Raw genomic sequence first — 22,530 nt, forward strand, 5'->3', positions numbered from 1 at the left:
CGCCGCGCCGTCACGTGTCGCCCTGAGCGCCGCGCCGTCACGTGCCGCGTTGAGCGTGGTGCGGTCCCGGGCGCGGTGCGGGGGCTGGGCGTCAGGAGCCGGTGGTGACGCCGATGGTGGTCAGGTCGTAGTCGGCGTAGATCGGGCTGACGTGGAGGTTGCTGGCTCCGGCGCCGCGCAGGAGCAGCGAACGGCGCCAGGTCAGCGGGACCAGCACCGCCTCACCGGCCACCCGCCGCTCGGCCTCCGCCCACAGCGCGGCCCTGATCCTCGGGTCGAGCCGGCTCGTCGCCCGGTCCAGGACCGCGTCCACGGTAGGCAGCCGGACGCTGACGTTGAACGAGTAGTCCTTCTCCCTGATCCGCCTGCTGTCCACCATCTCGGGCAGGAACGAGTACGGATCGGGCCAGTCGTAGATCCACGACTTGGCGATGAGCCCCACCTGGTTCTTCCTCAGGTACTCCGGGCTGCCGCCCTTGGACTGGTGGAACTCGGCGACCGGCGCCGCCTCCAGCGACACGTCGATGCCCACCTCGCCCAGCGCGGTCCTGACCGCCTGCGCCACCGCCGCCTCCTGGGGCAGATCGCGATAGACGTACTTGGCCGGGAATCCGCCGGGTCTGCCGCACTTCGCCAGGTCCTGGCGGGCGGCGGCCGGGTCGCCGTCCGGCGTCAGCCCGGGGACGGCGGGGTGCTGTCCCGGCACCGTGGGCGGCACCAGCGACGTGGGCACCTCGTCCGTCAGCGGCAGGTCGGCCGCCCGCACGGCCTTCAGGTCGAGCGCGCGCACCACCGCGCGGCGGCAGTCCGGCCGGTCGAACGGCGGCACCTGGGGGTTGATCGCCAGCACGCGCACGGTCGTGATCGGCGCGTCGGCCTCGGCCTTGCGCGCGGGGTCGCCGAGCACCGCCGCGATCTCGCCGTCCGGCAGGACCGGCCCCACCTCGGCCTCTCCCGCCTTGAGCCGGCCGGCCGCCTGGACCGCGTCCATCCCGTACGTGAGCTCGAAGCGGTCGGGCAGCGCCGTGCGGTTGGGATCGGAGTCGGCTGACCAGTGGGGATTGCGCTCCAGGACGACGGAGTTCTCCGCGACCCGGGCGAACCGGTACGGGCCCGACGCGACCACGTCGAGCGCGTAACCGCCACGTGTGTCCTTCGCCTTCGGCACCGGGATCGTCTCGGGCAACTGGACGACGTGGTCGAACGTGGCGAACGGCTCCTTCAGGTGGAAGACGATCGTGCGATCGTCCGGCGTCTCGATCGCGGACGTGGTGACGGCGGCAGGCGACTTGTAGGGGCCCTCGTAGCCGGCGGGCAGGTCGAGCATGAGGTCGAAGTAGCTGGTGCCCTGCTCGAAACCGGAGTCCATGCTGCGCAGCACCGCGTACGCGACGTCGGCCGAGGTGATCGGCGTCCCGTCGGCGAACTTCAGGCCCCGCCGGAGCGTGTAGGTCCAGGTCCTGCCGCCGTCACTCGGCTTGCCCAGCGATTCGGCCAGGTCGGGTACGATCCGCGTCCCCGCCGCGCCCGGGGCCGGCTTGAACATCGTCAGCGCGCGTCCGTAGAGGCGGACCATGTTCCACGCCTGCGTCGTGTACATGTCGGCCGGGTCCGTGGAGTCCAGGCCGGCCGCCGACGCCAGGCGCACGGTGCCGCCCTTCTTGCCGGACGGGCGTACGACGGAGGTGAGCGCGCTCCCGTAGGCGATCGGGCCGGGCGTCGTCGTCGGGGTGGCGGCGGTCCGGTCGTTGAACTGGACGACCATCCAGGCGACCAGCCCCACCACGACCGCCGTCGCCGCCGCCCCGGCCGCGATCAGCAACCCCCGCCGACCCGGTGCGGTAGGCCCCGTCCACTCCCGCCCCGCCCCACCACCGAAACCAGCATCCACCCACCCCTGCCCCGGCCCGCCACCGGAACCAGGCACCGCCGACCCTTGCCCCGGCCCGCCACCGGAACCAGGTCCCGCCCATCCCCCTCCGGCCCGCTGAACGAGGCGTCGCCCTGCCCCGGCGCCCCTCCTCCCCGGTCGGGTGCGCCACCGTCGGCCGGTGAGCCCTGGCCGGGTAGTCCCTGACCCGGTAAGCCTGGGTGCGGTAAGTCCCGGCTTGGTGAGTCCTGACCAGGTATGTTCTGGCCGGGTGAGTCCTGGCCGGATAAGGGGACGGCCGTGAAGGCGGTCGGATCGGCGAGCCGCCGCGTCCCCCCGGGCGTGGCGAAACCGCCGCCCGCCGCCCCACCCGGCGGCGCCGGCGCGTGGGAGCCCGGCAACCCATCGGAGCCGTGGGCGCCCGGCACCCCACCGGAGCCGGGGACGTCCGGCGACCCGCCGGTGCCGTGAACGTCCGGCGACGCGCCGGAGGAGCGGATGAGCTCGCGCATGAGCTGATCGGCCGTAGGCCGCCGATGATGATCCTTGGCCAGAGACGCCCACAACAACGGCGCCAGCGCCTCGGGCACTCCCGACAGGTCGGGCTCCCCGTTCAGGATCCGGTGCATCACCACCGGCAGCGCCCCGAACCCGAACGCCCCCCGCCCCGTCGCCGCGAACACCATCGTCCCCGCCCACGCGAACACGTCGCTGGCCGGCTGCGCGTCCCCGAGGAACTGCTCGGGCGCCATGAACGCCGGCGTCCCGACCACGCTCGTCGTCATGCTCTGGCTCACGTCCAGCGCCCGCGCGATGCCGAAGTCGATCACCCGGGGCCCGTCGGGCCCGAGCAGCACGTTGCCCGGTTTGAAGTCGCGGTGCACCACCCCGGCCCGGTGGATCGCGGTCAGCGCGGTGGCGGTCGCGACGGCCAGCCGGATCAGCGCCTGCCCGCGCAGGGGCCCCTCTTTGCTCACCTGGCGCTGCAGGGAGGGCCCGTCCACGTACTCGCCGACGATGTACGGCTGCCCGTCGACCTCGGCCACGTCCAGCACCCGCGCCGTGCAGAACTCGGCCACCCGCCGCACCGAGTCGGCCTCGCGCAGGAACCGGCGCACCGCCCGCTCGTCCTCGGTGAACCTGGCGTGCAGCAGCTTGACCGCGACCGGCTCGCCGGACGTCGGCGAGGTGGCCAGGTAGACGCTGCCCTGCCCGCCTTCGCCGAGGAAGCCGGTCAGCTGGTAGGGCCCGATGGAAGACGGATCGCCGGTACGTAACGGACGCACGCCGGTTGTCACGCTCCTCGTCTACACGCTATGCGGACGTCTTTCCACGACAGCGCCGGCGAAGACCGTCAGAACGGCGGTCGAGCGCCCAGATGCATGATCGCCTTGGCCGCGAGCCGGTTGCCGGAGGCCAGCGCCTCGTGCGGCGGCTTGCCCTCCAGCCACGGCGGCAGGAAGCCGGCGCAGAACGCGTCACCCGCGCCCGTGCCGTCGACGATCTTGTCGACCGGCTCGGCGGCCACCCGCACCGGGTCGGGGCGGCCGTTGCTGTACCACAACGCGCCCTCGGCGGTCATCTTGATCACGACCTGCGGGAACCACGCGGTGAGCACCTTGGCGGCCGACTCGGCGTCGTCGCGGCCGGTCAGCACCTTCGCCTGGTCGATGTTGGCGAACAGCAGCTTGGCCCCGTTGGTCCATTCGAGGAACGGCTCGGCCCCCGTACGGTCCAGCGGCGCGGACGAGGCGCAGTCGACCGAGATCGACATGCCGCTGTGCCTGGCCATGTCGAGCGCGGCGAGACCGGCGTCACGCGAGCCCTCGTTGATCAGCGTGTAGCCCGACAGATGCAGATGGGTGCCCTGCGTGAACAGGTCACGCGGCAGGTCCTCGGGCGACAGGGCGGCGTTGGCACCGGGGTCGGACAGCATGGTGCGCTCACCCTTGTGCGTGACGAGCACCACGCAGGTGCCGGTCGGACGCTCAGGATCCATGACGAGCCGGGCGTCGACGCCGTAGCCCATCAGCTCCATGTCGCGGTTACGACCCGTGATGTCGGCGCCCCTGCGGCCGATGAAGGCCACCTCGGCGCCCTCCACGGCGAGCCAGGACGAGATGTTCGCCCCCGAGCCGCCGCCGTGCATCGTCACGATCGCCGGGGTGTCGCTCGCCCGGGCGAGTGCATAACGGGCGCGAGCGACCGCGTCGGTCATGAGATCGCCCACCACGACGACCCGCGTCATGATGTCACCACCTTGCTGCCTTCGGAACGAGCCTGGCCAACGGCTGAAACGCCACGGCAAAACTAACAGCTTCCGGGCTGCCCGTGGGGCGTACGCCGGACACGGGGTCGCCTTCGATGCACAAGCGTTGCCCAACCGCGCCCCCGGTCTTGTCATATGGGATGCAGGTTTACGCTCGTGGTTGTGGAGGCACAATATCCGGCCCACTGGGAAGCCGACGTCGTTCTCGCGGACGGCGGCACCGCGCATGTCCGCCCGATCAGGCCCGCCGACGCCGACCGTCTCCGTTCGTTCTACTCCAGACTGTCGGACGAGTCGATCTATTTTCGCTTCTTCGGACCCAGGCCCCGGCTGTCCGACAGGGAAGTCGAGCGCTTCACGAACGTCGACTACGTCAACCGGGTCGCGCTGATCGCCACACTCGGCACCGAGATGGTGGCCGTGATCCGCTACGACAGGACCGGCCCGGGCGAGGCCGAGGTGGCCTTCCTCGTCGAGGACGCCCACCAGGGCAGGGGAGTGGCCTCCGTCCTGCTCGAACACCTGGCCGCCACGGCCCGCGAGCGCGGCATCGAACGGTTCGTCGCCGACGTGCTGCCCGCCAACATGCGCATGACGGGGCTGCTGCGCCAGGCCGGCTACACGGCCCAGAGCCAGTTCGAGGACGGCGTCGTCCGCATGACGCTCGACCTGACCCCCACCGACACCTCCGCCGAGGTGACGACCGCGCGCGAGCACCGGGCCGAGTCCCGTTCGATCGCCAGGCTGCTCACCCCCGGCTCGGTCGCGGTCATCGGCGCCTCGCGCGAGCCGGGCGGCGTGGGCCAGACCGTGCTGCGCAACCTCCTGGCCGCCGACTTCACCGGCCCCGTCTACCCCGTGCACCGGGAGGTGCGGGCGGTGGCGGGCGTCCGGGCGTACCCGAGCGTGGGCGCCATCGACGGCGAGGTCGACCTGGCCGTCGTCGCGGTGCCCGCCGAGGGCGTGATCGACGTCGTCAAGGAGTGCGCGGAGAAGGGCGTGCACGGCCTGGTCGTGGTCTCCTCCGGGTTCGGCGAGACGGGCGCGCGAGGACGCGCCCGCCAGGACGAACTGGCCCGCATCGCCCGCTCCTACGGCCTGCGCGTCGTGGGTCCCAACTGCCTCGGCATCGCCAACACCGACCCGTCCGTCCGGCTCAACGCCACCCTCGCCGCCACCGTGCCGGGCCGGGGCAGGGTGGGCTTCTTCAGCCAGTCCGGCGCGCTCGGCACCGCGCTCCTGCAGCGGGTGGCGCAGCGCGGCATGGGCATCTCGACGTTCGTCTCGGCCGGCAACAGGGCCGACGTCTCGGGCAACGACCTGCTGCAGTACTGGGAGGAGGACGACTCCACCGAGGTCATCCTGCTCTACCTGGAGTCGCTCGGAAACCCGCGCAAGTTCACCCGGCTGGCCAGGCGCATCTCCCGCCGCAAGCCCGTCGTGGTGGTCAAGAGCGGCGGCACCCCCTCCGGTCACTCGGCCGAGGAGCTCGGTCTGCCCGACTCCGCGGTCGGCTCTCTCTTCGACCAGGCGGGGCTGATTCGGGTGGACGACCTCATCCAGCTCTTCGACGTGGGCCAGCTGCTGGCCTACCAGCCGCTGCCCGCGGGGCCGAGGGTCGCGCTCGTCACCAACTCCGACGCGCTCGGCCTGCTGGCCGCCGACGCCTGCGTGGCCGCAGGACTCGAACCGCGCCCGCCGGTCAACCTGGGGCCCGCCGCCGGGCCGGCCGAGTTCGGTGCGGCGCTGGCCGGCGAGCTGGCCTCGCCCGACGTGGACGCGGCCGTCGTGATCGACATGCCGCCCATCCCCGGCCGGGCCGAGGAGGTGGCGGCCGAGCTGCTGCGGGCCGCCGAGGACGCGGGCAAACCGGTGCTCACCACGTTCAGGGGTCATCTGGGGATGCATCCGGCCCTGCGCGTGTCAGGAGCCTCCGGTACGGGGTCCACGCCCGCACGGGGCTCCATCCCGTCGTACGCGGCGCCGGAGGAGGCCGTCAGAGCCCTGGCGTACGTGGTCCGCTACGCGACGTGGCGCGCCCAGCCCGCGGCGCCGCCGCCCGAGCTGGACGGGATCGACACGGCCCGCGCCAAGGCCCTGGTCCACCAGGCCCTGTCCGCCGGCGACCCGGCCGGGAACGAGGTCGTCTCCGGCGGGTTCGCGGAGGCCGGGCCGCCGGTCGAGGTCGACGCCGCCGAGCTGCTGTCCTGCTACGGCCTGACCGTGTGGCCCGCCGAGGTCGTGGGCTCGCCGGAGGAGGCGGTGGCCGCCGCCGAACGCCTGGGCTGGCCCGTGGTGGTCAAGGTGGCCGATCCAGGGGCCTCGCGCCGGGCCGGGACCGTGCGCCTGGGGCTGACCGGCCCCGAGATGGTCCGCCACGCCTACGCCGAGCTGTCCGGCGAGCGGGTGGAGCTGGCCGTCCAGCGGATGGCGCCGCAGCCCGCCGTGCCGACGGTGGTGGGCATGATCGAGGATCCGGCGTTCGGGCCCGTGGTGTCGTTCGGGCTCGGCGAGGTGACCGCGCGGCTCCTGCTCGACCAGGGCTTCCGGCTGGCCCCGCTGACCGGCGAGGACGCCTCCGCGCTGGTCCGGTCCGTACGCGCCGCGCCGCTGTTGTTCGGCGAGTACGGCTACCCGCCCGTGGCGGTGGACGCCCTTGAAGAGGTCCTCGTACGCGTGGGCCGCCTGGCCCACGACCTGCCCGAGGTGTCCCGCCTGGATCTGGACCAGGTGCTCGTGGGCGAGTCGGACGCCATGATCCTCGGCGCCCGCGCCACCCTGCGCACCCCGGCGGGCCCCCGGCTGGACGGCGGCCCCCGCAGGCTCTCCTGATTCGCCCTCAGCGAATGCCCCGGCTGCCTCAGCGAATGAAGGTGACCCTGTGCCCGGTGATGCACCAGCAGAAGGTGTTATAGAGCGTTATGTCCGGCGGGTGAGTGTGCTGCCCGGCCCTGGCAGGATGGACCCATGAGGGAAACCCGAGTCTCAGCCGCGGGCCTGCGTGAAGCGATAGAGCGCAGCGGCTACTACCCCGACCTCGTCACCGATGCGGTCGAATCCGCGCTGGGCAAGGAGGCCGTGACGGCGTTCGTGGTGCACCACGAGGCGACCTTCGATCCCGCGATGGAGGTGCGCCGGCACGTCACCGTGCTGGTGCTGACGGCGACCCGGCTGCTGGTCTGCCACACCGACGAGCACCCGGCGGTCGAGGGCGTCTCGGCCTCCCACGCCTCCACCACCACCGAGGCCGTGCGGCTGAGCCGCGTCCAGTCGGTCGCCGTCACCCGCGTCGTGCCCGACCCCGCCTCCTACGTCCCCGGCGTCCCTCCCACGGAGGTGACGCTCACCATCGGCTGGGGCGCCATCTCCCACGTGGACCTCGAGCCGGCCACGTGCGGCGACGAAAACTGCGAGGCCGACCACGGCTACACGGGCGCCATCACCGCCGACGACCTGTCGCTCAGGGTCAGCGAGGCGGCCGACGGTCCCGAGGCGGTCACCCACGTCCTCGCCTTCGCCAAGGCCCTGTCCGAGGCCACCGCCCGCGCCGCCTCCTGACCCCAGCCCCCTCCCTCTCCCCGGACGCGGCCACCGCCCTTGAGGCCCGCCCGCCACCCCACCACGACCGCCCGCGCCGCCGCGTACCCCGCCCGCACCGCGACGAACGGCCACCCACCCGGCCACCCGAGCCTCGCACCCCACCCGCTGCACCCGAGCCCTGCAACCCGCACCCCAGCCGCTGCCCGGGCCGCCCGATGCCCTGCGACGTTCAGGGCCGCCCCGCCCCGATGCCCGCGACACGCCGGGACCGTTCCGACCGGATGCTCGCACCCGCGCCGCCGCTTGTCTGAGGCCCGCGACGTCCCCGGCGATCCGCCCTGGCCTGACGAGGGGACTGACGAGGGGCGTGACGAGGGGCCGGACGACGACGTCCCACGCTCGGTACCCCGCCCTGCGACGTCGCGGAGACTGTGACGGGCTGCCCGGAGCGGTGATCGCGGCGGTGATCACGGCGTGGACCTGCCGTGACTCCATGGTGCTGACGGCACGGGGGAGCCATGTGCACCGCGCCTGCCGCATGCACCCGCGTGGACCTGCCGTGGCTCCGTGCTGCTGACGGCACGGGGAGCCATGTGCGGCGCGCCTGCCGCATGCACCCGCGCGGGCCCGGCCGGGAGCGGGCCGCACCTCGACGATCGCGGCGGTGGGTGGCGATCACGGAGGGCTAGACTGAGGGCATGCTGGTGCCGGGTTACGGCGGCGGGTCGCTGGCGGATGTGCCGGGCTCGCTGATGGCCGCTCTCGGTCTGCGCGAGCCCAACGCGCTGGCCCTGGAGCCCACCGACCGGGTGTGCCTGTTCCTGGTCGACGGCCTGGGAGCCGAGCTCCTCAAGGCCCACCCCGAGACCGCGCCGTTCCTGTCCGGCCTGCCGAGCAGGACGCTGACCGCCGGTTTCCCCGCCACCACCGTCACGAGCCTGTGCACCCTGGGCACGGGGCTGACGCCGGGTGAGCACGGCATGGTGGGGATGCTGCTGGCGGTGCCGGGCGCGGGCCACTTGTTCAACTGCCTGCGCTGGAAGCTGCCCGACGGCCTGGTCATGGACCCGGAGGAGTGGCAGCCCGCGACGACGATCTACCAGCGCGCCGCGCGGGCCGGGGTCGAGCCCGCCTACGTCGCCCCCGCCGAGTACGAGCGCACCGGCCTGACCGGCGCCGTCTTCCGCGGCGTACGCTACCTGGCCGCCGACTCCGTGGACGACCGCGTCGCCCGCACCCTGGAGGCGCTGCGCGAGCGGCGCCCCGCACACGTCACCGTCTACTACGGCGACCTCGACGCCACCGGCCACATGGTGGGGTGGGGCGGCGAGGAGTGGCTGCGCCAGCTCGAAATCGTCGACGACATGGCGCGGCGCCTGGCCGAAGGGCTGCCGCCGGGCGCCACCCTCTACGTCACCGCCGACCACGGCATGGTCAACGCCACCGAGAAGATCGACGTGGAGGGCACGCCCGAGCTGGCCGAGGGCGTGGCGATGCTCGGCGGCGAGGCCAGGGCGCGACACGTCTACACCCACCAGGGCGCCGCCGAGCGCGTGCTGGAGGCCTGGCGTGAGATCCTGGGCGGCAAGGCATGGGTGGTGTCCAGGCAGGAGGCGGTCGAGTCGGGCTGGTTCGGGCCCCGCGTGCACGAGGCGTGGCTCGGACGCATCGGCGACGTCGTGGCCGTGCCCTACGGCGGCCTGGCGCTCACCGCTCCCGCGGCCCACCCCTTCGAGGCCCTGTTCACCGGTTACCACGGCTCGCTGACGGCGGCCGAACAGCACGTCCCGCTCCTGGAGGTACGCACGTGACCAGCCCGCTGATCACCCCGGCCGGACTCGCCGCGCTCGACGGCGCGACGGTGCTCGACGTCCGCTGGCGGCTCGGCGGCCCGCCCGGGGAGCAGTTCTACCGCGAGGGTCACATCGACGGCGCCGTCTACTGCGACCTCGACACCGACCTCGCCGCCCCTCCCGGGCCCGGCGGGCGGCACCCGCTGCCGGGGGCGGCCGAGTTCCAGCGCGCGATGCGGCGGCTGGGCGTCTCGGACGGGCGGCCGGTCGTGGTGTACGACGACGCCGGCTCCACCGTCGCGGCCAGGGCCTGGTGGGCGCTGCGCTACTTCGGGCACCCGGACGTACGCGTGCTCGACGGCGGCCTGCCCGCCTGGATCGAGGCCGGGCTGCCGGTCACGAAGGAGATCCCGCGGCCGGAGGAGGGCGACTTCACCGCGCGTCCGGGAGGCATGCCGGCATTGACGGCCGACGAGGCGTCGTCGCTGGCCCGGCGGGGCGTGCTGCTGGACGCCAGGGCCGGCGAGCGTTACCGGGGCGAGGTGGAGCCGGTCGATCCGGTCGCCGGCCACGTCCCCGGCGCGATCAGCGCCCCCACCACGGACAACGTCGGCCCCGACGGCCGCTTCCTCGACCCCGAGTCGCTCAGGGCCCGCTTCACCGCGCTGGGTGCGGGCGCGGGCGTCGAGGCCGGGGCCTACTGCGGCTCCGGGGTGACCGCCGCGCACGAGGTGCTCGCGATGGAGGTGGCGGGCCTGCCCGCGGCCCTGTACGTGGGCTCGTGGTCCAACTGGGTCGCCGACCCCACCCGCCCCGTCGCCACCGGCTGACCACTCCCACCGCGATCCTCAGTAGAGGGGCTGGTCGCCGGCGCCGAAGCAGGTGAAGCCGTACTCGCCGGTCTTGGCCGCCGCGCACGCCAGCGCCGCGTCCGGCGGCTGCCCCGCCGCCAGCAGCTCGTGGAACGCGCTCATCATCGCCCTGGCCGTCTCGTCCCCCACGGGCACCATCCCGGCGATCACACAGGCCGCCCCTTTGGCGAGGAACGTCCCGGGCAACCCGAGCGGCGTCCCCTCCATCGGCGTACGCGACATCCCGGAGTTGCAGGCCGACAGCACCACGAGCCCGGCCGAGCGCGTGAGGTCCAGCAGGTCGTACGCCATCAGCGACCCGTCCTCCAGGGTGATCCCCGACACCAGCGGGCTGCGCGCGTGGAACATGCCGTGCGCCGCCAGGTGCACGACGTCCGCCGTCCCCAGCGCCTCCAGCACCGGCGCGACGCGTCCCGGCACCTGCCGCCCGCGGGGATGGCAGCCCAGCACGTGTGCGACCTCGCCCTGCGCGTGGGCCAGCGCGGGTCCGGCCGCGGCCGACACCAGCGGCGGGGCGTCCGGGCGCGGGCCGCGCGACCAGCGGGCCCGCAGCCAGGCGGTCGCCCCGGACGCCACGTTGACCGGCCGCTCACGCAGGCAGGGCAGCGCGGCCCACGGCAGCGTGTGCAGCGGGCCCACCGGCACCACCACCAGCGGCCGGTCACCCAGCTCGGCCGCCAGAGGCAGCAGCACCAGCCGTTCGAGCTCCGTGGCCGCGGCCTCCACGTCGCCGGGGCAGCCGTGCCGGCGCAGGGCGTAGCGCAACCGCACGATCGCCTCCTTGACCTGGTGCACGCCGCCCAGCCGGCGCAGCGCCAGGCGTTCGGCGGTCACGACCACGGCCAGCAGCGCGTCCCGGTCGGCCACGTACTCGACCAGGGCGCCGTCCCCCAGTTCGGTACGGACGAGGCCGGGGTCGGTCAGGGCGCGGGCGTGCGCGGGAGCGGCCACGGCCCGCCACCGCTCGGCCCACTCGAACACCTCCTCGGCGCTCCCGTCGCGGACCGCCAGCTCCAGCCCGTAGGCCGCCAGCCGCTCCCCGGCCCTGGCCGCGTGGGCGCGCAGCGACGGGTCCTCGAACGCCTCCACCCGCCCGCTCACCTCCGCCAGTCCGTCGCGGATCGCCCGGAAGGCCCCGGCGACGTCCTCACGCAGCGCCGCCCGCAGGGCGAGCGCGTGCTGGCGCACCTGGACGGGGACCTGCTCCGCCTGCGCGGACCGCCGCGCCCGCGGCTCGGACGCCAGCGAGGCCGGCCGGGTCCCCGCGGGCGTCCGGCGCTCGCGCACGGCGTCCCGCGTGAGCCGGTCCAGCTGCGTGCGGGCCGTCGCCTGGTCGCCGACGGTGAGCGCCGCCTCGGCCGCCGCCAGCCGCAGCGCCGCCGCTCCGGCCCGGTGGGTGAGCCCTGCCTCCTGCTCGTCCGCGCACGCGATCAGCTCGGCGACCAGCTCGGGGGTGACGGGTTCGAGAGCCAGCCGGGCGCGCAGGACGACCTCCGCGGCCAGCGGCAGCCACGACGTCCGCTCCTGGCCGGCCAGCTCGCGGGCGGCCTGCTCGGCCACCTGCCTGGCCCGGTGCGGGTCTCCGGTCAGCAGCTCCACCTGGGCCAGCTTCAGCCGCGCCTCGGCCAGCGCCACGTGGGCGTCCGACGCCTCCAGGTCGGGTACGGCCAGGCTCAGCATGGCCCTGGCCTCGCCCGGCAGGTGCGCGGCGAGCAATGCCCCGGCGAAGTCGGCCCGCATGGTGGCCAGCCGCTCGGGGAAGCCGAGCAGGGTGTCCTCGGCCTCGCGGTAGTGCTTGAACGCCGCCGCGAGGTCGCCCCGGCGGACCGCGAGGAAGGGCAGGTTGGCCGCGGACAGGCGGGCCAGGTGCGCCAGCCCGGCCTGGTGGGCGATGCGCAGGCAGGCGGACAGGTCACGCAGGGCGGCGTCCCAGTCGCCCCGGTAGGAGTGGATGAGCCCGCGGTTGAGCAGCCCGCCCGCCAGGAACCTGCGGTCGTCGATCGTGCCGGGCGCGTCCACGAGGGCGCGCAGCGCGCGGTCGCAGGCGGCGATGGCCTCCTCGTGGCGGCCGAGATGCCCGAGGGCCACCGCGCGCTGGGTGTCCAGCTTGGCCCGATCCAGCGGGGGCAGGTAGGCCCAGGCCAGGGCGGCCATGCGGAGGGCCTGCAGCGGATGGCCGCGCTCGGTGCGTACGGTGACGAGAGACAGCCGGGCCTGCGCGATCCGGTGCGGCGGGGCGCCGCGGGTGCCGATGGCCGCGCGGAGGTGCTGCTCGGCGGCGGCGAGGTCGCCCAGCTCGCGGGAGGCCAGCGCCATCGCCCGCAGGGTCACGGCCACCGCCTCGGCACATCCGGTACGGCGGGCGGCCGCCAGGACGACGCGGGCCGCGCGCAGGGCGTGGTCGGGATCGACCAGCGACCGCGTCATCGCGGCCTCCGCCGCCGTGACGAGCGGAGGGAGGTCGCCTGACGGGGCCTGTTCGTGCCGTGATGCGCTCATGCCGGTCTCGGTCGGAAGACGACCGGGAGAAGGGGCGCGGCCTCCCCGGCCGTACGGCGATGGATCAACGGATCAGGGGCAGGGACGGATGCGTACCCAGGCCGTCTGGATGGGCGCGTGACCGGGCCGGTGGCACACGATGCTGAGCCAGCCGGGCGGCAGCCCGGTGGCGACGAAGTGGCCGGTGTCGCCGATGCGCCGGGTGAGGGTCATGTGCGGTGATCTCACATCGACGAGCGCCCCCTCTCCCGGGTAGGGGGAGATGTGCCCGGCCACGTCGATGAGCCCGTCGCCCTCGGTCACCTCCAGGTCGAAGGTGAGCCCGGCCGCGACGAAGCGCACCAGATGGGAGCTGTCGTCGTCGCGGACGCTGCGGATCGTGGCGGACTCGGCGTAGGCGGCGGTCACCGCCCGTGGGACCCGGAGCCGGTAGGCGTCGCGGGCGGCCGCGGACACCTGGCCGGGGATCGGGTCGTTGCCCGAGCTCAGCCGGAGGGCCGCGAGAAAGTATTCGTCGTTGATCATTGCGCTGTCTCCTGTAGTGAGAGCAGAGTGCGCAGTTTTTCCAGGCAGCGGGCCTTGGTCGGGCCGACGCTGCCCGTGGGCAGTCCGAGCCGGGCCGCCACCTGCTGGTTTCCCAGATCGATGGCGACCAGCTGGAGGAGGGAACGGCAGGGTTCGTGCAGCGCGGAGACCGACTGCCAGAGCGTGCGGCGGCCGTCGGCCTCCAGGACGGCCGCGGCGGGGTCGGGATCGTCGGCGATCTCGAACGACGAGGCGCCCAGCCGCTCCTTGCGCAGCATCAGCAGGGCCTCGCGGCGCACGGTCGTGGCGAGCCAGCCGCCCACCCTCGCCGGATCCCGCAGGTCGTGGAGATGCTGGAGCAGGCGGAGCCAGGCGCCCTGGACGGCGTCCGCCGCGTCCGCCGGGCCCAGGCCGCACGCGCGGGCCACCGCCCACATGCGTGGCCCGAAGCGGTGTTCGAGCTCGTCCCAGGCCGATCTGTCGCCGTCGGCGGCGGCCGTCAGCAGCTCCGCCGGCTCGCGGGGATCACGCATACGGCCTCCTTTCCACCGGCACGGAAAGGCGATCATGCCTCCTCGTGATTGACCGGGGACTGTGCGTAAACTCTACAGACTCGCCGGGAAGAGAACCCCCAGATCGGCAATTTCGCGGGTCTCCCCGGAGTCGAGGACACGCCTGATCCACTCCTTGGCCGGCTCGCGGGCGGCGGCGTCGGCGATGGCCCCGGCCACCAGCGCCGTGGCGAACGACGTGCCGCTCCACGCCGCGTAACCGCCGTACTCGCCGGTGTCCAGGAAGCTGCTGGTCAGCCAGTCGCCCCTGGCGCACGCGTCCACCCAGGTGCCGTACCCGGAATAGGGCGCCCGGTGCCGTTCGCCGGCGTCCACGGCCGCCACGCCGACCACGAACGGCAGCGCGGCGGGCCAGAACGGCCGGTCGGAGGCGGTGTTGCCGGCGCAGGCCACGGTCACCGTGTTCGTCAGGCCGGCGATGGCGTCCGACAGCAGGGGCGGGGGCCGGTCGTCGAAGGTGTGGCCGCCGAAGGAGAGGTTGAGCACCTGCGGGGGGCGCTCACGCAGGCGGTTGAGGGCGCGCACGATGCTCGCCTCGTCGCCGAGGCCGTCGCCGTCCAGTACCCGGCGCACGCTCAGCGACACGCCGGGCGCCAGGCGGGTCAGCAGGCCCGCGAGGAACGTGCCGTGTCCCGCCTGCGAGCCCTCGGCGGCGTCCGCGTCCTCGGGGGAGAGACGGGCGTACCAGTCGCTGCCGGACCACCACGGATGCTTGGCCACGCCGGTGTCCAGCAGGCCCACGACGACGTCGGAGCGGGATCTGGCCCGTCTGTGGCCGATCGGCTCGGTGGGGAAGGGCCGGGACGCGGGGCCGCCGAAGAACAGGGGCTGGCCGCGCAGGACGTGGTTGGGCGACGCCCGCAGGCCCTGGTCGCGGAGTTCGGCGGTGACCTCGCAGGGGTCGGCGCCGGGAGTCAGGTGGACGACGCAGACTCCGTCCGCCTCCGAGACCGCCTGGGTCCAGCGCGACACGGCGGCGAGGGAGGTCCGGTCGGTCAGGACCTGACCTGGGCGGATGTACGCCTCGCCGACAGATTGCATTTCCATGAGCGGGTATCTTTCCGCCGTGGGCGAACTGTCACCCGCCACTCCCGCACCAACTTGGTATGGCCCCCCTCTGGTGTCGGATTGCGACCGACGGTAGTCTCTCCCTAGTCACTTGTGATCATCCCGATACGAGGCCGTTGGGGAAGGCGCACCTCGTACCGAAACGGGAGGTCCGGTGTCTGCTCGTGGCGTCCTTTACGTCCACTCGGCTCAGCCCGCGCTGTGCCCTCACATCGAATGGGCAGTCGCGGGTGTCCTTGGCGTGCCCGTAGACCTGACGTGGACTCCGCAGCCCGCCGCGCCCAACGTCGTGCGCGCACAGGCGGAGTGGGAGGGGCGCGCCGGCATCGCGGCGGCCATCGCCTCCTCCCTCATGGGCTGGCAGCGCCTGAGATTCGAGATCACCGAGGACGCCTCACCGGGCGTCGACGGCTCCCGGCATGCCTACACGCCGACGCTCGGCGCCTTCACGGCGGTCATCGGCGTCGCCGGCGACATCATGATCCCCGAGGACCGGCTCCGCGCCGCGATGATGACAGCGGCGCAGGGGCGGTGCGTGCTGGAGGACGAGCTGGACAAGATGCTCGGCAGACCGTGGGACGAGGAGCTTGAGCCGTTCCGGTACGCCGGCGACGGCGCACCGGTCCGCTGGCTGCACGCGGCCGTCTGACCTGGCCTGCCGCCGCTCCACGCCGGGCGTCCCGGTCGAGGCCGCCGCGCCGCGTGGCGCCCGGCCGCCCACTGGGCCGCCCACTGGACCGTCCCCGACCTCCCGAGTCCGACCGTCCAAGCCCGATAGGCCGTGCCCCGACAGCCGAAGGGCCCGCACCTGGTGAACAGGTGCGGGCCCGAGCGGTGTAAGACGTGTTACAGCGGGATGTTCCCGTGGGCGCCCCTGGCGGGGGTGGCCTGGGCGAGGACCTTGGCGATGGCGCCGCGGGTCTCCGCGGGCTTGATCACCTCGTCGATGACCCCCAGCTCCTGCGCCCGCTCCAGGCCGCCGGCGAGCTTGGTGTGCTCCTCGGCCAGGCGCTGCTCCAGCTCGGCCCGCTCGTCCTCGGGCGCGGCGGCGAGTTCGCGCCGCTTGAGGATGCGCACCGCGGCCACCGCGCCCATGACCGCCACCTCGGTGGTCGGCCAGGCGAACACCTTGGTCGCGCCGAGGGCGCGGGAGTTCATCGCGATGTACGCCCCGCCGTACGCCTTGCGCGTGACCAGCGTGACCCGCGGCACCGACGCCTCGGCGAAGGCGTGCAGCAGCTTGGCCCCGCGCCGGACCACGCCGTCGTGCTCCTGCCCGACGCCCGGCAGATAACCGGGAACGTCCACGAGGACAACCAACGGCACCCCGAAAGCGTCACACATACGTACGAAGCGGGCAGCTTTCTCGGCGGACGTGGCGTCGAGGCAGCCGCCCAGTCGCATCGGGTTGTTGGCGATGACGCCGACCGTCCGGCCGCCGAGACGGCCGAGCGTGGTCACGATGTTGGGCGCCCACTTGGGGTGCAGCTCAAGACCGGGCTCGTCGAGCAGGCCGTTGACCAGCGGCTTGACGTCGTATGCCCGGCGCGCGGACTCGGGCAGCAGAGTGGAGAAGTCGACCTCCTCCACCGCGCCCGTGCGCACCCGGCCCTGGTGGCCGAGCAGCGTGGCGAGCTGGCGGGCCCGGACGTAGGCGTCGGTCTCGGACTTGGTCACGATGTGCACGACGCCGCTGCGCTTGCTGTGCGGCTCGGGGCCGCCCAGGGAGGCGCTGTCGACGTTCTCGCCGGTGACGCTGCGCACGACGTCGGGACCGGTGACGAAGATGCGGCCGGAGTCGGCCAGGATGACCAGGTCGGTGAGCGCGGGCCCGTAGGCGGCGCCGCCGGCGGCGGGGCCGACGACCACGGAGATCTGCGGCACGACGCCGGACGCCTTGGTCATGGCGGCGAAGACGCGGCCGACCGCGTGCAGCGACTCGACGCCCTCGGGGATGCGCGCGCCGCCGGAGTGCCAGATGCCGATGACCGGCACCCGCTCGCGGACCGCCACGTCGTAGGCGTGCACGATGTGCTCGCAGCCCTCGCTGCCCATCGCGCCGCCCTGGAAGCGGGCGTCGCTGCAGAAGACGACGACGGGAACGCCCTCGACCCGGCCCATGGCGGCCATGACGCCGCTCTTGTCCTCAGGAGTGATCAGCCGCAGCGAGCCCTCGTCGAGGAGCGCCGTCATGCGGACGACTGGATGCCGGGGATCGAGGGGCTCCTGTTCGGAGCCGTCGCTCACCACCCGATTGTCGAGCACGGTCATTCATGCCCCCTTAAACACGACGGCCACGTTGTGCCCGCCGAATCCGAACGAGTTGTTGACCGCGGCGATATCGCCCGCCGGCAGCGTGCGGTTCGCGCCGTAGACGAGGTCCACGTCGATGCCGTCGTCGAGGTTGTCGATGTTGATCGTGCGCGGGACGATCCGCTCCTGCAGAGCCTTGATCGTGAAGACGGACTCGATGCCGCCCGCGCCGCCGAGCAGGTGGCCGGTCATGGACTTGGTCGAGGTGACCAGCGGGTGGTTGCCGATGGCCTTGGCCACCGCCTGCACCTCGCCGACGTCACCGGCGGGAGTCGAGGTGGCGTGCGCGTTGACGTGCTTGACGTCGAGCCCGGTGATGTCGGCGTCGGTGAGCGCCTGCGTCATCGCCATGATCTGGCCCCGGCCCTCGGGCTCGGGCTGGGTGATGTGGTGGGCGTCGGCGGAGTAGCCGATGCCCGAGCAGTAGGCGTAGACGCGCGCGCCGCGCGCCCTGGCGTGCTCTTCCGACTCCAGGACCACGATGCCGGCGCCCTCGCCGAGGACGAAGCCGTCGCGGTCGCGGTCCCACGGGCGTGAGGCGCCCTGCGGGTCGTCGTTGCGCTGGGACATGGCCCGCGCTGCGGCGAAGGCCGCCATGTTGAGGCCGTGGATGGCGGCCTCGGTGCCGCCGGCGACGACGACGTCGGCGCGACCGGCCCTGATCATGTCCATCGCGTAGCCGATGGCCTCGGCGCCGGACGCGCACGCCGACACCGTGGCGTGCACACCCGCCTGGGCGCCCAGGTCGAGACCGATCCAGGCGGCCGGGCCGTTGGGCATGAGCATCGGCACGGTGAAGGGCGAGAGCCGGTTCCAGCCGCGCTCGCGATAGGTGTCGTACGCCGTGAGCGTCGTCGAGATGCCGCCGATGCCGCTGGAGACCACGACGCCCAGCCGCTCCGGCGCCACCTCGGGGGCGCCGGCGTCCTGCCAGGCCTCCCTGGAGGCGACCAGGGCGAACTGTTCGCTGCGGTCGAGCCGGCGGGCCTCGGGCCGGGGCAGCACCCCGGCCGGATCGACCGCGGCCGTCCCCGCGAACTTCACGGGGACGGTGTCGATCCAGTCCGTGGTGAGGGTCTCGACACCCGACTGACCGGCTAGGAGCGCCGTCCAGGTCGAGGTGACGTCTCCACCGACGGGCGTCGTCGCGCCAAGCCCGGTGACGACGACACGTACCCGGTTCGCACTCACGTTTTCGCGCTCCTTGCTAGATGGTCAGTTGTGGTGGACGGGACCCGCGTCGCTCAGTTCTGGATGTAGGTGAGGACGTCCTTGACCGTCTTCAGGTTCTTGAGCTGGTCGTCGGGGATCTCGACGCCGAACTCGTCCTGGGCGGCCACGGCGATCTCGACCATGGACAGGGAGTCGATGTCGAGGTCGTCCACGAAGTTCTTCTCGGGGGTCACCTCGGAGGCCGGAATGCCCGTGATCTCGTTGATGATCTTGCCGAGGCCCTCGAGGATGTCCTGCTCGGTGGCAGCCATGTCGCTAGTTCTCCTTTGGTTTTCTGGGTTCTGCGCGGACGGCGCCGCGCAAGCATGAAGAAGCGAGCGGATTCTAGGGAATCTCGATCACTTGACCGGCGTAGGTCAGACCCGCGCCGAAACCGAGCACCAGTGCCAGGTCACCCGAGCGAACCTCGCCACGCTCCAGCATGCGCGAGAGCGCCAGCGGGATGGAGGCGGCCGAGGTGTTGCCCGCGGTGACGATGTCACGAGCGATGACGGCCTTGTCGGCGCCCAGTTTACGGGCGATGGACTCGATGATGCGCAGGTTGGCCTGGTGCGGCACGAAGGCGGCCAGCTCGGCCGGGTCGACGCCCGCCCTGGAGCAGGCTTCGAGCGCCACCGGGTGCAGCGCGGTGGTCGCCCACCGGAAGACCGTCTGGCCCTCCTGGTAGAGGTGGTCGTTGCGGTCCTTGATGCTGATCGCGTCGGCCTTGTCGCCGGAGCTGCCCCAGACCACGGGGCCGATGCCGGGCGTATCGGACGGGCCGACCACGGCGGCTCCGGCGCCGTCGGCGAAGATCACCGCGGTCGACCTGTCGGTCCAGTCGATCCACTGCGACAGCTTCTCCGCGCCGATGACCAGCGCGTTTCTGGCCGCTCCCGCGCGCACGGCCGCGTTGGCGGTGCCGAGGGCGTAGCAGAACCCGGCGCAGGCCGCATTGACGTCGAACGCGCCGGGGGAGTTGATGCCCATGCGGTGCGCCACGACGGCGGCGGCGTTGGGGATCTGCGTCTCGAGCGTGCAGGTGGCCACGATGACCAGGTCGATGTCGTCGGGGGACAGGCCGCTGGCGGCCAGCGCCTTGCCTCCGGCGATGGCGGCCATGTCCTCGACCGACTCGCCGTCGGGGGCGATCCGGCGCTCCTTGATGCCGACCCGCGACTGGATCCACTCGTCGTTGGTGTCGATGGTCTTGGCCAGGTCGTCGTTGGTGACCACGTTGGCGGGCTGGTAGTGGCCGAGGGCCAGCACCTTGCTGCCGGGAGCGATCTCGGGCATCTTCACTTGATCAGCTCCCTGGCCGCGTCGAGGTCGTCTGGGGTCTTCAGCGCCACGGTCTGGACCCCGCGCAGACCGCGCCTGGCCAGACCGGTCAGCGTGCCGCCGGGAAGCAGCTCGATCATCCGCGTGACGCCGAGCCCGGCCATGGTCTCCATGCAGGCGTCCCACCGGACGGGGCTGCTGACCTGCTTGACCAGCCGCTGGACGAAGTCGGCGCCGGTGGCGACCGCCTGCCCGTCGGCGTTGGACAGCAGCGTGATCGCCGGGTCGGCGGGCACGACGCCGGCGGCGGCCTCGCGCAGGCTCTCCACGGCCGGAGCCATGTGGGAGGTGTGGAAGGCGCCCGCGACGGACAGCGGGATGAGGCGGGCGCGGGCGGGCGGTTCTTCCTTGAACGCCGCCAGCTGCTCCAGCGTGCCGCCCGCCACGATCTGACCGGCGCCGTTGATGTTGGCGGGGGTCAGGCCGTGCTTGCCCAGGGCGGCCAGCACCTCTTCCTCGACGCCGCCGAGCACGGCGGTCATCCCGGTCTCGGTGACGGCGGCGGCCTTGGCCATGGCCTGGGCGCGGTCGCGGACCAGGCCGAGCGCCTGCTCCGGCGTGAGCACACCGGCCAGGGCGGCGGCGGCGAACTCGCCGACGCTGTGGCCGGCCAGCACGTCGGGGGCCGCGCCGAGGGCCTCGGCGGAGGCCAGCGCGGCGGCCACGAGCAGGGGCTGCGCGACGGCGGTGTCGCGGATCTCGTCGGCGTCGGCCGTGGTGCCGTAGGAGACCAGATCGAGCCCGACGACCTCCGACCAGGCACCGAGTCTGTCGGCCAGACCGGGCAGCTCAAGCCAGGGTGTCAGGAAGCCCGGTGTTTGGGCACCTTGGCCCGGGGCGACGAGTACAAGCACAAAATCCACCTTGCCCTGTAGAACTCCGACACGCGGATGGAGATCCGTACGAACTTTGTCCGGGGTGATTTGTAGGAACCCTACAGTGGGGATTTCGGCGGCATTACGTTAGAGCGCGCCAGGTTACGGCACTTTCCGAGAGCCGGCCCAGGATGAGGCCCACCTGCAGGGTGAAGGCGGACCTGCCCTCGGTCGGCTGGTAACCGGTCAGCTCGGTGATCTTCTTGAGCCGGTAGCGCACGGTGTTGGGGTGCACGAACAGCAGCCGCGCCGTCGCCTCCAGCGAGGTGCCCTGCTCCAGGTACGTGGCCAGCGTGTCGAGCAGCGGCGTGCCCGCCAGCGGCAGGTAGACGTTCTCGATGAGCTGCTCCCTGGCGTCGAGGTCGCCGTCGAGCGCCCGTTCGGCCAGCAGGTCCTCGGCGTGCACCGGCCTGGGCGCGTCCGGCCAGCCGCAGGACGCCTTGAGCCCGGCGAGCGCGGCCCTGGCCGACCTGGCGGCGGCGTGCAGGTCGGGCACCTCGGGACCGATCACGATCGGCCCGACGCCGAAGCGGGCCACGACCTGCCTGGCCGCGTCGTTGACGCTGCCGGCGCCGCCGACGATCACGATCAGCCGGTCGGCCTGCACCCCCGCCAGCAGGTCCATGCCGATGCGGCGGCCCTTCTCGCGCAGCCCGTCGATGACCGCGCGGGGATCGTCGTCGGGGGCGTGGCCGGCGATGACGACCACGGGGGAGGAGGTCCAGCCGAGCGCGGCGGCCCAGGAGTGCAGCCCGTCGTCCACCTCGCCGCGGACGAGGGCGTCCACGATCAGCGCCTCCAGCCGGGCGTCCCACGAGCCTCTGGCCTCCGCCTCGCGGGCGTAGACGTGGGCGGCGGCGAAGGCCACGTCGCGCGTGTAGCGCAACATGGCCTGCTGCAGCTGCTCCTCGCCGCCGGGGGCGGCCAGCTCGTGGGCCTGCGCCTCGACCACCTCGACGACGACCCTGACGATGTCCACGGTCTGCTGCAGCGAGATCGACCGCTTGAGCTCACGCGGCGCGGTGCCGAAGAACTCGATGCTGGGGGTGTCCTTGCCCGCCTGCTGGAACCACTCGACGAACGCGGCGATCCCGGCCTGCGCCACGAGCCCCACCCACGACCGGTCCTCGGCGCTGAGGGCGCGGAACCACGGCAGCTGCTCGTCCATGCGGGCCATCGCCGCCGTGCCGAGCGAGCCCATGGCCCGCTCGAGCCTGCGCGTGGTGTCCTCCCTGGTCCGGTCTGTCACGCCCTCTAGAGTGCCAGGTCCCTCAGGCTGACCGGAACGGCGGTTATCGCCGGTCTGGATCAGGGCTAGATCACGGCCACGGCGGTGATCAGGCCGATCGCGACATGGGTCACCGCCAGCAGCCGGGCGCCCGGCTGCAGCTCACGCTCCTGGACCAGATCGCGTACGGAGATGCCGACGACCCGGTCGAACAGCAGCATCGCCACCGTCTGGACGACGATGCCGACCAGGCCGAACACCGCGGTGCCCGCCAGGCCCTCGGCCAGCCGCCCGCCCGAGGCCCAGATGGAGGCGGCCACGATCAGGCCCACGGCGGCCAGGGCGGAGGTGGCCAGCAGGGTGGCGTTGGGGTTGCGCTCGGTACGGATGACCTCGCTCAGCTTGCCGGGCGTCGCCCAGTCGATCACGTAGAAGCCGACGATCATCAGGATCACGCCGACGGCGGCGTAGGCGGCGATGGCTCCCGCGCCGCGGGCGAGGGTTTCGAGAAGGGTCACGTCGGGTTCCAATCACGGGAGGTGAGCATGGGGGT

General features: G+C 73.1%; 19 protein-coding genes. 5 read left to right on the forward strand and 14 right to left on the reverse strand.

All coding sequences use genetic code 11. The features are described 5' to 3' along the window. Positions 1-91: 91 nt before the first annotated feature. The 3 genes from B0I32_RS00085 to B0I32_RS00095 form a co-directional block, all read right to left on the reverse strand. Positions 92-1,822, reverse strand: a complete 1,731-nt coding sequence (locus B0I32_RS00085; protein ID WP_106233837.1) for an ABC transporter substrate-binding protein — start codon at positions 1,820-1,822, stop codon at positions 92-94. Further along, positions 1,816-3,156 (reverse strand): serine/threonine-protein kinase, encoded by a 1,341-nt coding sequence (locus B0I32_RS60810; protein WP_181306864.1) that lies wholly within the window; start codon positions 3,154-3,156, stop codon positions 1,816-1,818. The genes B0I32_RS00085 and B0I32_RS60810 overlap by 7 nt, the downstream gene beginning before the upstream one ends. A 68-nt stretch (positions 3,157-3,224) precedes the next feature. After that, on the reverse strand, positions 3,225-4,118 hold the full coding sequence (locus B0I32_RS00095) for a carbohydrate kinase family protein (RefSeq protein WP_106233841.1): 894 nt from the start codon (positions 4,116-4,118) through the stop codon (positions 3,225-3,227). A 156-nt stretch (positions 4,119-4,274) separates the two neighbouring features. Here B0I32_RS00095 and B0I32_RS00100 point away from each other — a divergent pair, with 156 nt between their 5' ends. From B0I32_RS00100 to B0I32_RS00115, 4 genes are all read left to right on the forward strand, one after another. Continuing rightward, entirely contained in the window at positions 4,275-6,971 is a 2,697-nt protein-coding gene (locus tag B0I32_RS00100; protein WP_106233843.1) for a bifunctional acetate--CoA ligase family protein/GNAT family N-acetyltransferase, read from the forward strand. Positions 6,972-7,106: 135 nt separating this feature from the next. Then, a complete protein-coding gene (locus B0I32_RS00105; RefSeq protein WP_106233845.1) occupies positions 7,107-7,697 on the forward strand; it encodes a DUF5998 family protein in 591 nt (196 codons plus the stop codon). A gap of 680 nt (positions 7,698-8,377) precedes the next feature. Next, positions 8,378-9,490 (forward strand): alkaline phosphatase family protein, encoded by a 1,113-nt coding sequence (locus B0I32_RS00110; protein WP_106233847.1) that lies wholly within the window; start codon positions 8,378-8,380, stop codon positions 9,488-9,490. Continuing rightward, positions 9,487-10,302, forward strand: a complete 816-nt coding sequence (locus B0I32_RS00115) for a sulfurtransferase (RefSeq protein ID WP_106233848.1) — start codon at positions 9,487-9,489, stop codon at positions 10,300-10,302. The genes B0I32_RS00110 and B0I32_RS00115 overlap by 4 nt, the downstream gene beginning before the upstream one ends. 18 nt (positions 10,303-10,320) lie before the next feature. On the opposite strand, the gene B0I32_RS00120 is transcribed toward B0I32_RS00115, so the two are convergent. The 4 genes from B0I32_RS00120 to B0I32_RS00135 form a co-directional block, all read right to left on the reverse strand. Then, a complete protein-coding gene (locus B0I32_RS00120; protein WP_106233850.1) occupies positions 10,321-12,843 on the reverse strand; it encodes a CHAT domain-containing protein in 2,523 nt (840 codons plus the stop codon). Positions 12,844-12,915: 72 nt separating this feature from the next. Next, on the reverse strand, positions 12,916-13,368 hold the full coding sequence (locus B0I32_RS00125) for a hypothetical protein (RefSeq protein WP_106233852.1): 453 nt from the start codon (positions 13,366-13,368) through the stop codon (positions 12,916-12,918). Further along, positions 13,365-13,901 carry an RNA polymerase sigma factor gene (locus B0I32_RS00130; protein WP_106233853.1) on the reverse strand — a complete coding sequence of 179 codons (537 nt, stop codon included), beginning with the start codon at positions 13,899-13,901 and terminating at the stop codon, positions 13,365-13,367. Before B0I32_RS00130 ends, B0I32_RS00125 begins: the two co-directional genes overlap by 4 nt. Positions 13,902-13,973: 72 nt before the next feature. Next, positions 13,974-14,987, reverse strand: coding sequence for a S8 family peptidase (locus B0I32_RS00135; RefSeq protein WP_106233855.1), 1,014 nt, complete (start codon positions 14,985-14,987; stop codon positions 13,974-13,976). 175 nt (positions 14,988-15,162) lie between these two features. Here B0I32_RS00135 and B0I32_RS00140 point away from each other — a divergent pair, with 175 nt between their 5' ends. Continuing rightward, complete coding sequence (locus B0I32_RS00140) at positions 15,163-15,657, forward strand: DUF3145 domain-containing protein (RefSeq protein WP_106233856.1); 495 nt, start codon at positions 15,163-15,165, stop codon at positions 15,655-15,657. Positions 15,658-15,854: 197 nt separating this feature from the next. Here B0I32_RS00140 and B0I32_RS00145 read toward each other — a convergent pair whose 3' ends face one another. From B0I32_RS00145 to B0I32_RS00175, 7 genes are all read right to left on the reverse strand, one after another. Further along, positions 15,855-17,279 carry an acyl-CoA carboxylase subunit beta gene (locus B0I32_RS00145; protein WP_106233858.1) on the reverse strand — a complete coding sequence of 475 codons (1,425 nt, stop codon included), beginning with the start codon at positions 17,277-17,279 and terminating at the stop codon, positions 15,855-15,857. Further along, positions 17,280-18,512, reverse strand: coding sequence for a beta-ketoacyl-ACP synthase II (fabF, locus tag B0I32_RS00150; RefSeq protein ID WP_106233860.1), 1,233 nt, complete (start codon positions 18,510-18,512; stop codon positions 17,280-17,282). It lies immediately after the preceding gene. Between the two features lie 53 nt (positions 18,513-18,565). Then, positions 18,566-18,805: an acyl carrier protein gene (locus B0I32_RS00155; protein WP_106233862.1), complete on the reverse strand. Its 240-nt coding sequence runs from the start codon at positions 18,803-18,805 to the stop codon at positions 18,566-18,568. Between the two features lie 73 nt (positions 18,806-18,878). Continuing rightward, the gene (locus tag B0I32_RS00160) at positions 18,879-19,829 is read right to left on the reverse strand and encodes a beta-ketoacyl-ACP synthase III (protein ID WP_106233863.1); all 951 of its coding nucleotides are present in this window, start codon (positions 19,827-19,829) and stop codon (positions 18,879-18,881) included. Between the two features lie 2 nt (positions 19,830-19,831). Further along, positions 19,832-20,728 (reverse strand): ACP S-malonyltransferase, encoded by an 897-nt coding sequence (locus B0I32_RS00165; RefSeq protein ID WP_106233865.1) that lies wholly within the window; start codon positions 20,726-20,728, stop codon positions 19,832-19,834. A gap of 103 nt (positions 20,729-20,831) precedes the next feature. Further along, positions 20,832-21,950 carry a PucR family transcriptional regulator gene (locus B0I32_RS00170; protein ID WP_181306948.1) on the reverse strand — a complete coding sequence of 373 codons (1,119 nt, stop codon included), beginning with the start codon at positions 21,948-21,950 and terminating at the stop codon, positions 20,832-20,834. Between the two features lie 113 nt (positions 21,951-22,063). Further along, complete coding sequence (locus B0I32_RS00175) at positions 22,064-22,495, reverse strand: DUF350 domain-containing protein (RefSeq protein WP_106233868.1); 432 nt, start codon at positions 22,493-22,495, stop codon at positions 22,064-22,066. Positions 22,496-22,530 lie beyond the last annotated feature (35 nt).

It is taken from the genome of Nonomuraea fuscirosea (genome assembly GCF_003001935.1).
GTDB classification, from domain to species: Bacteria; Actinomycetota; Actinomycetes; order Streptosporangiales; family Streptosporangiaceae; genus Nonomuraea; species Nonomuraea fuscirosea.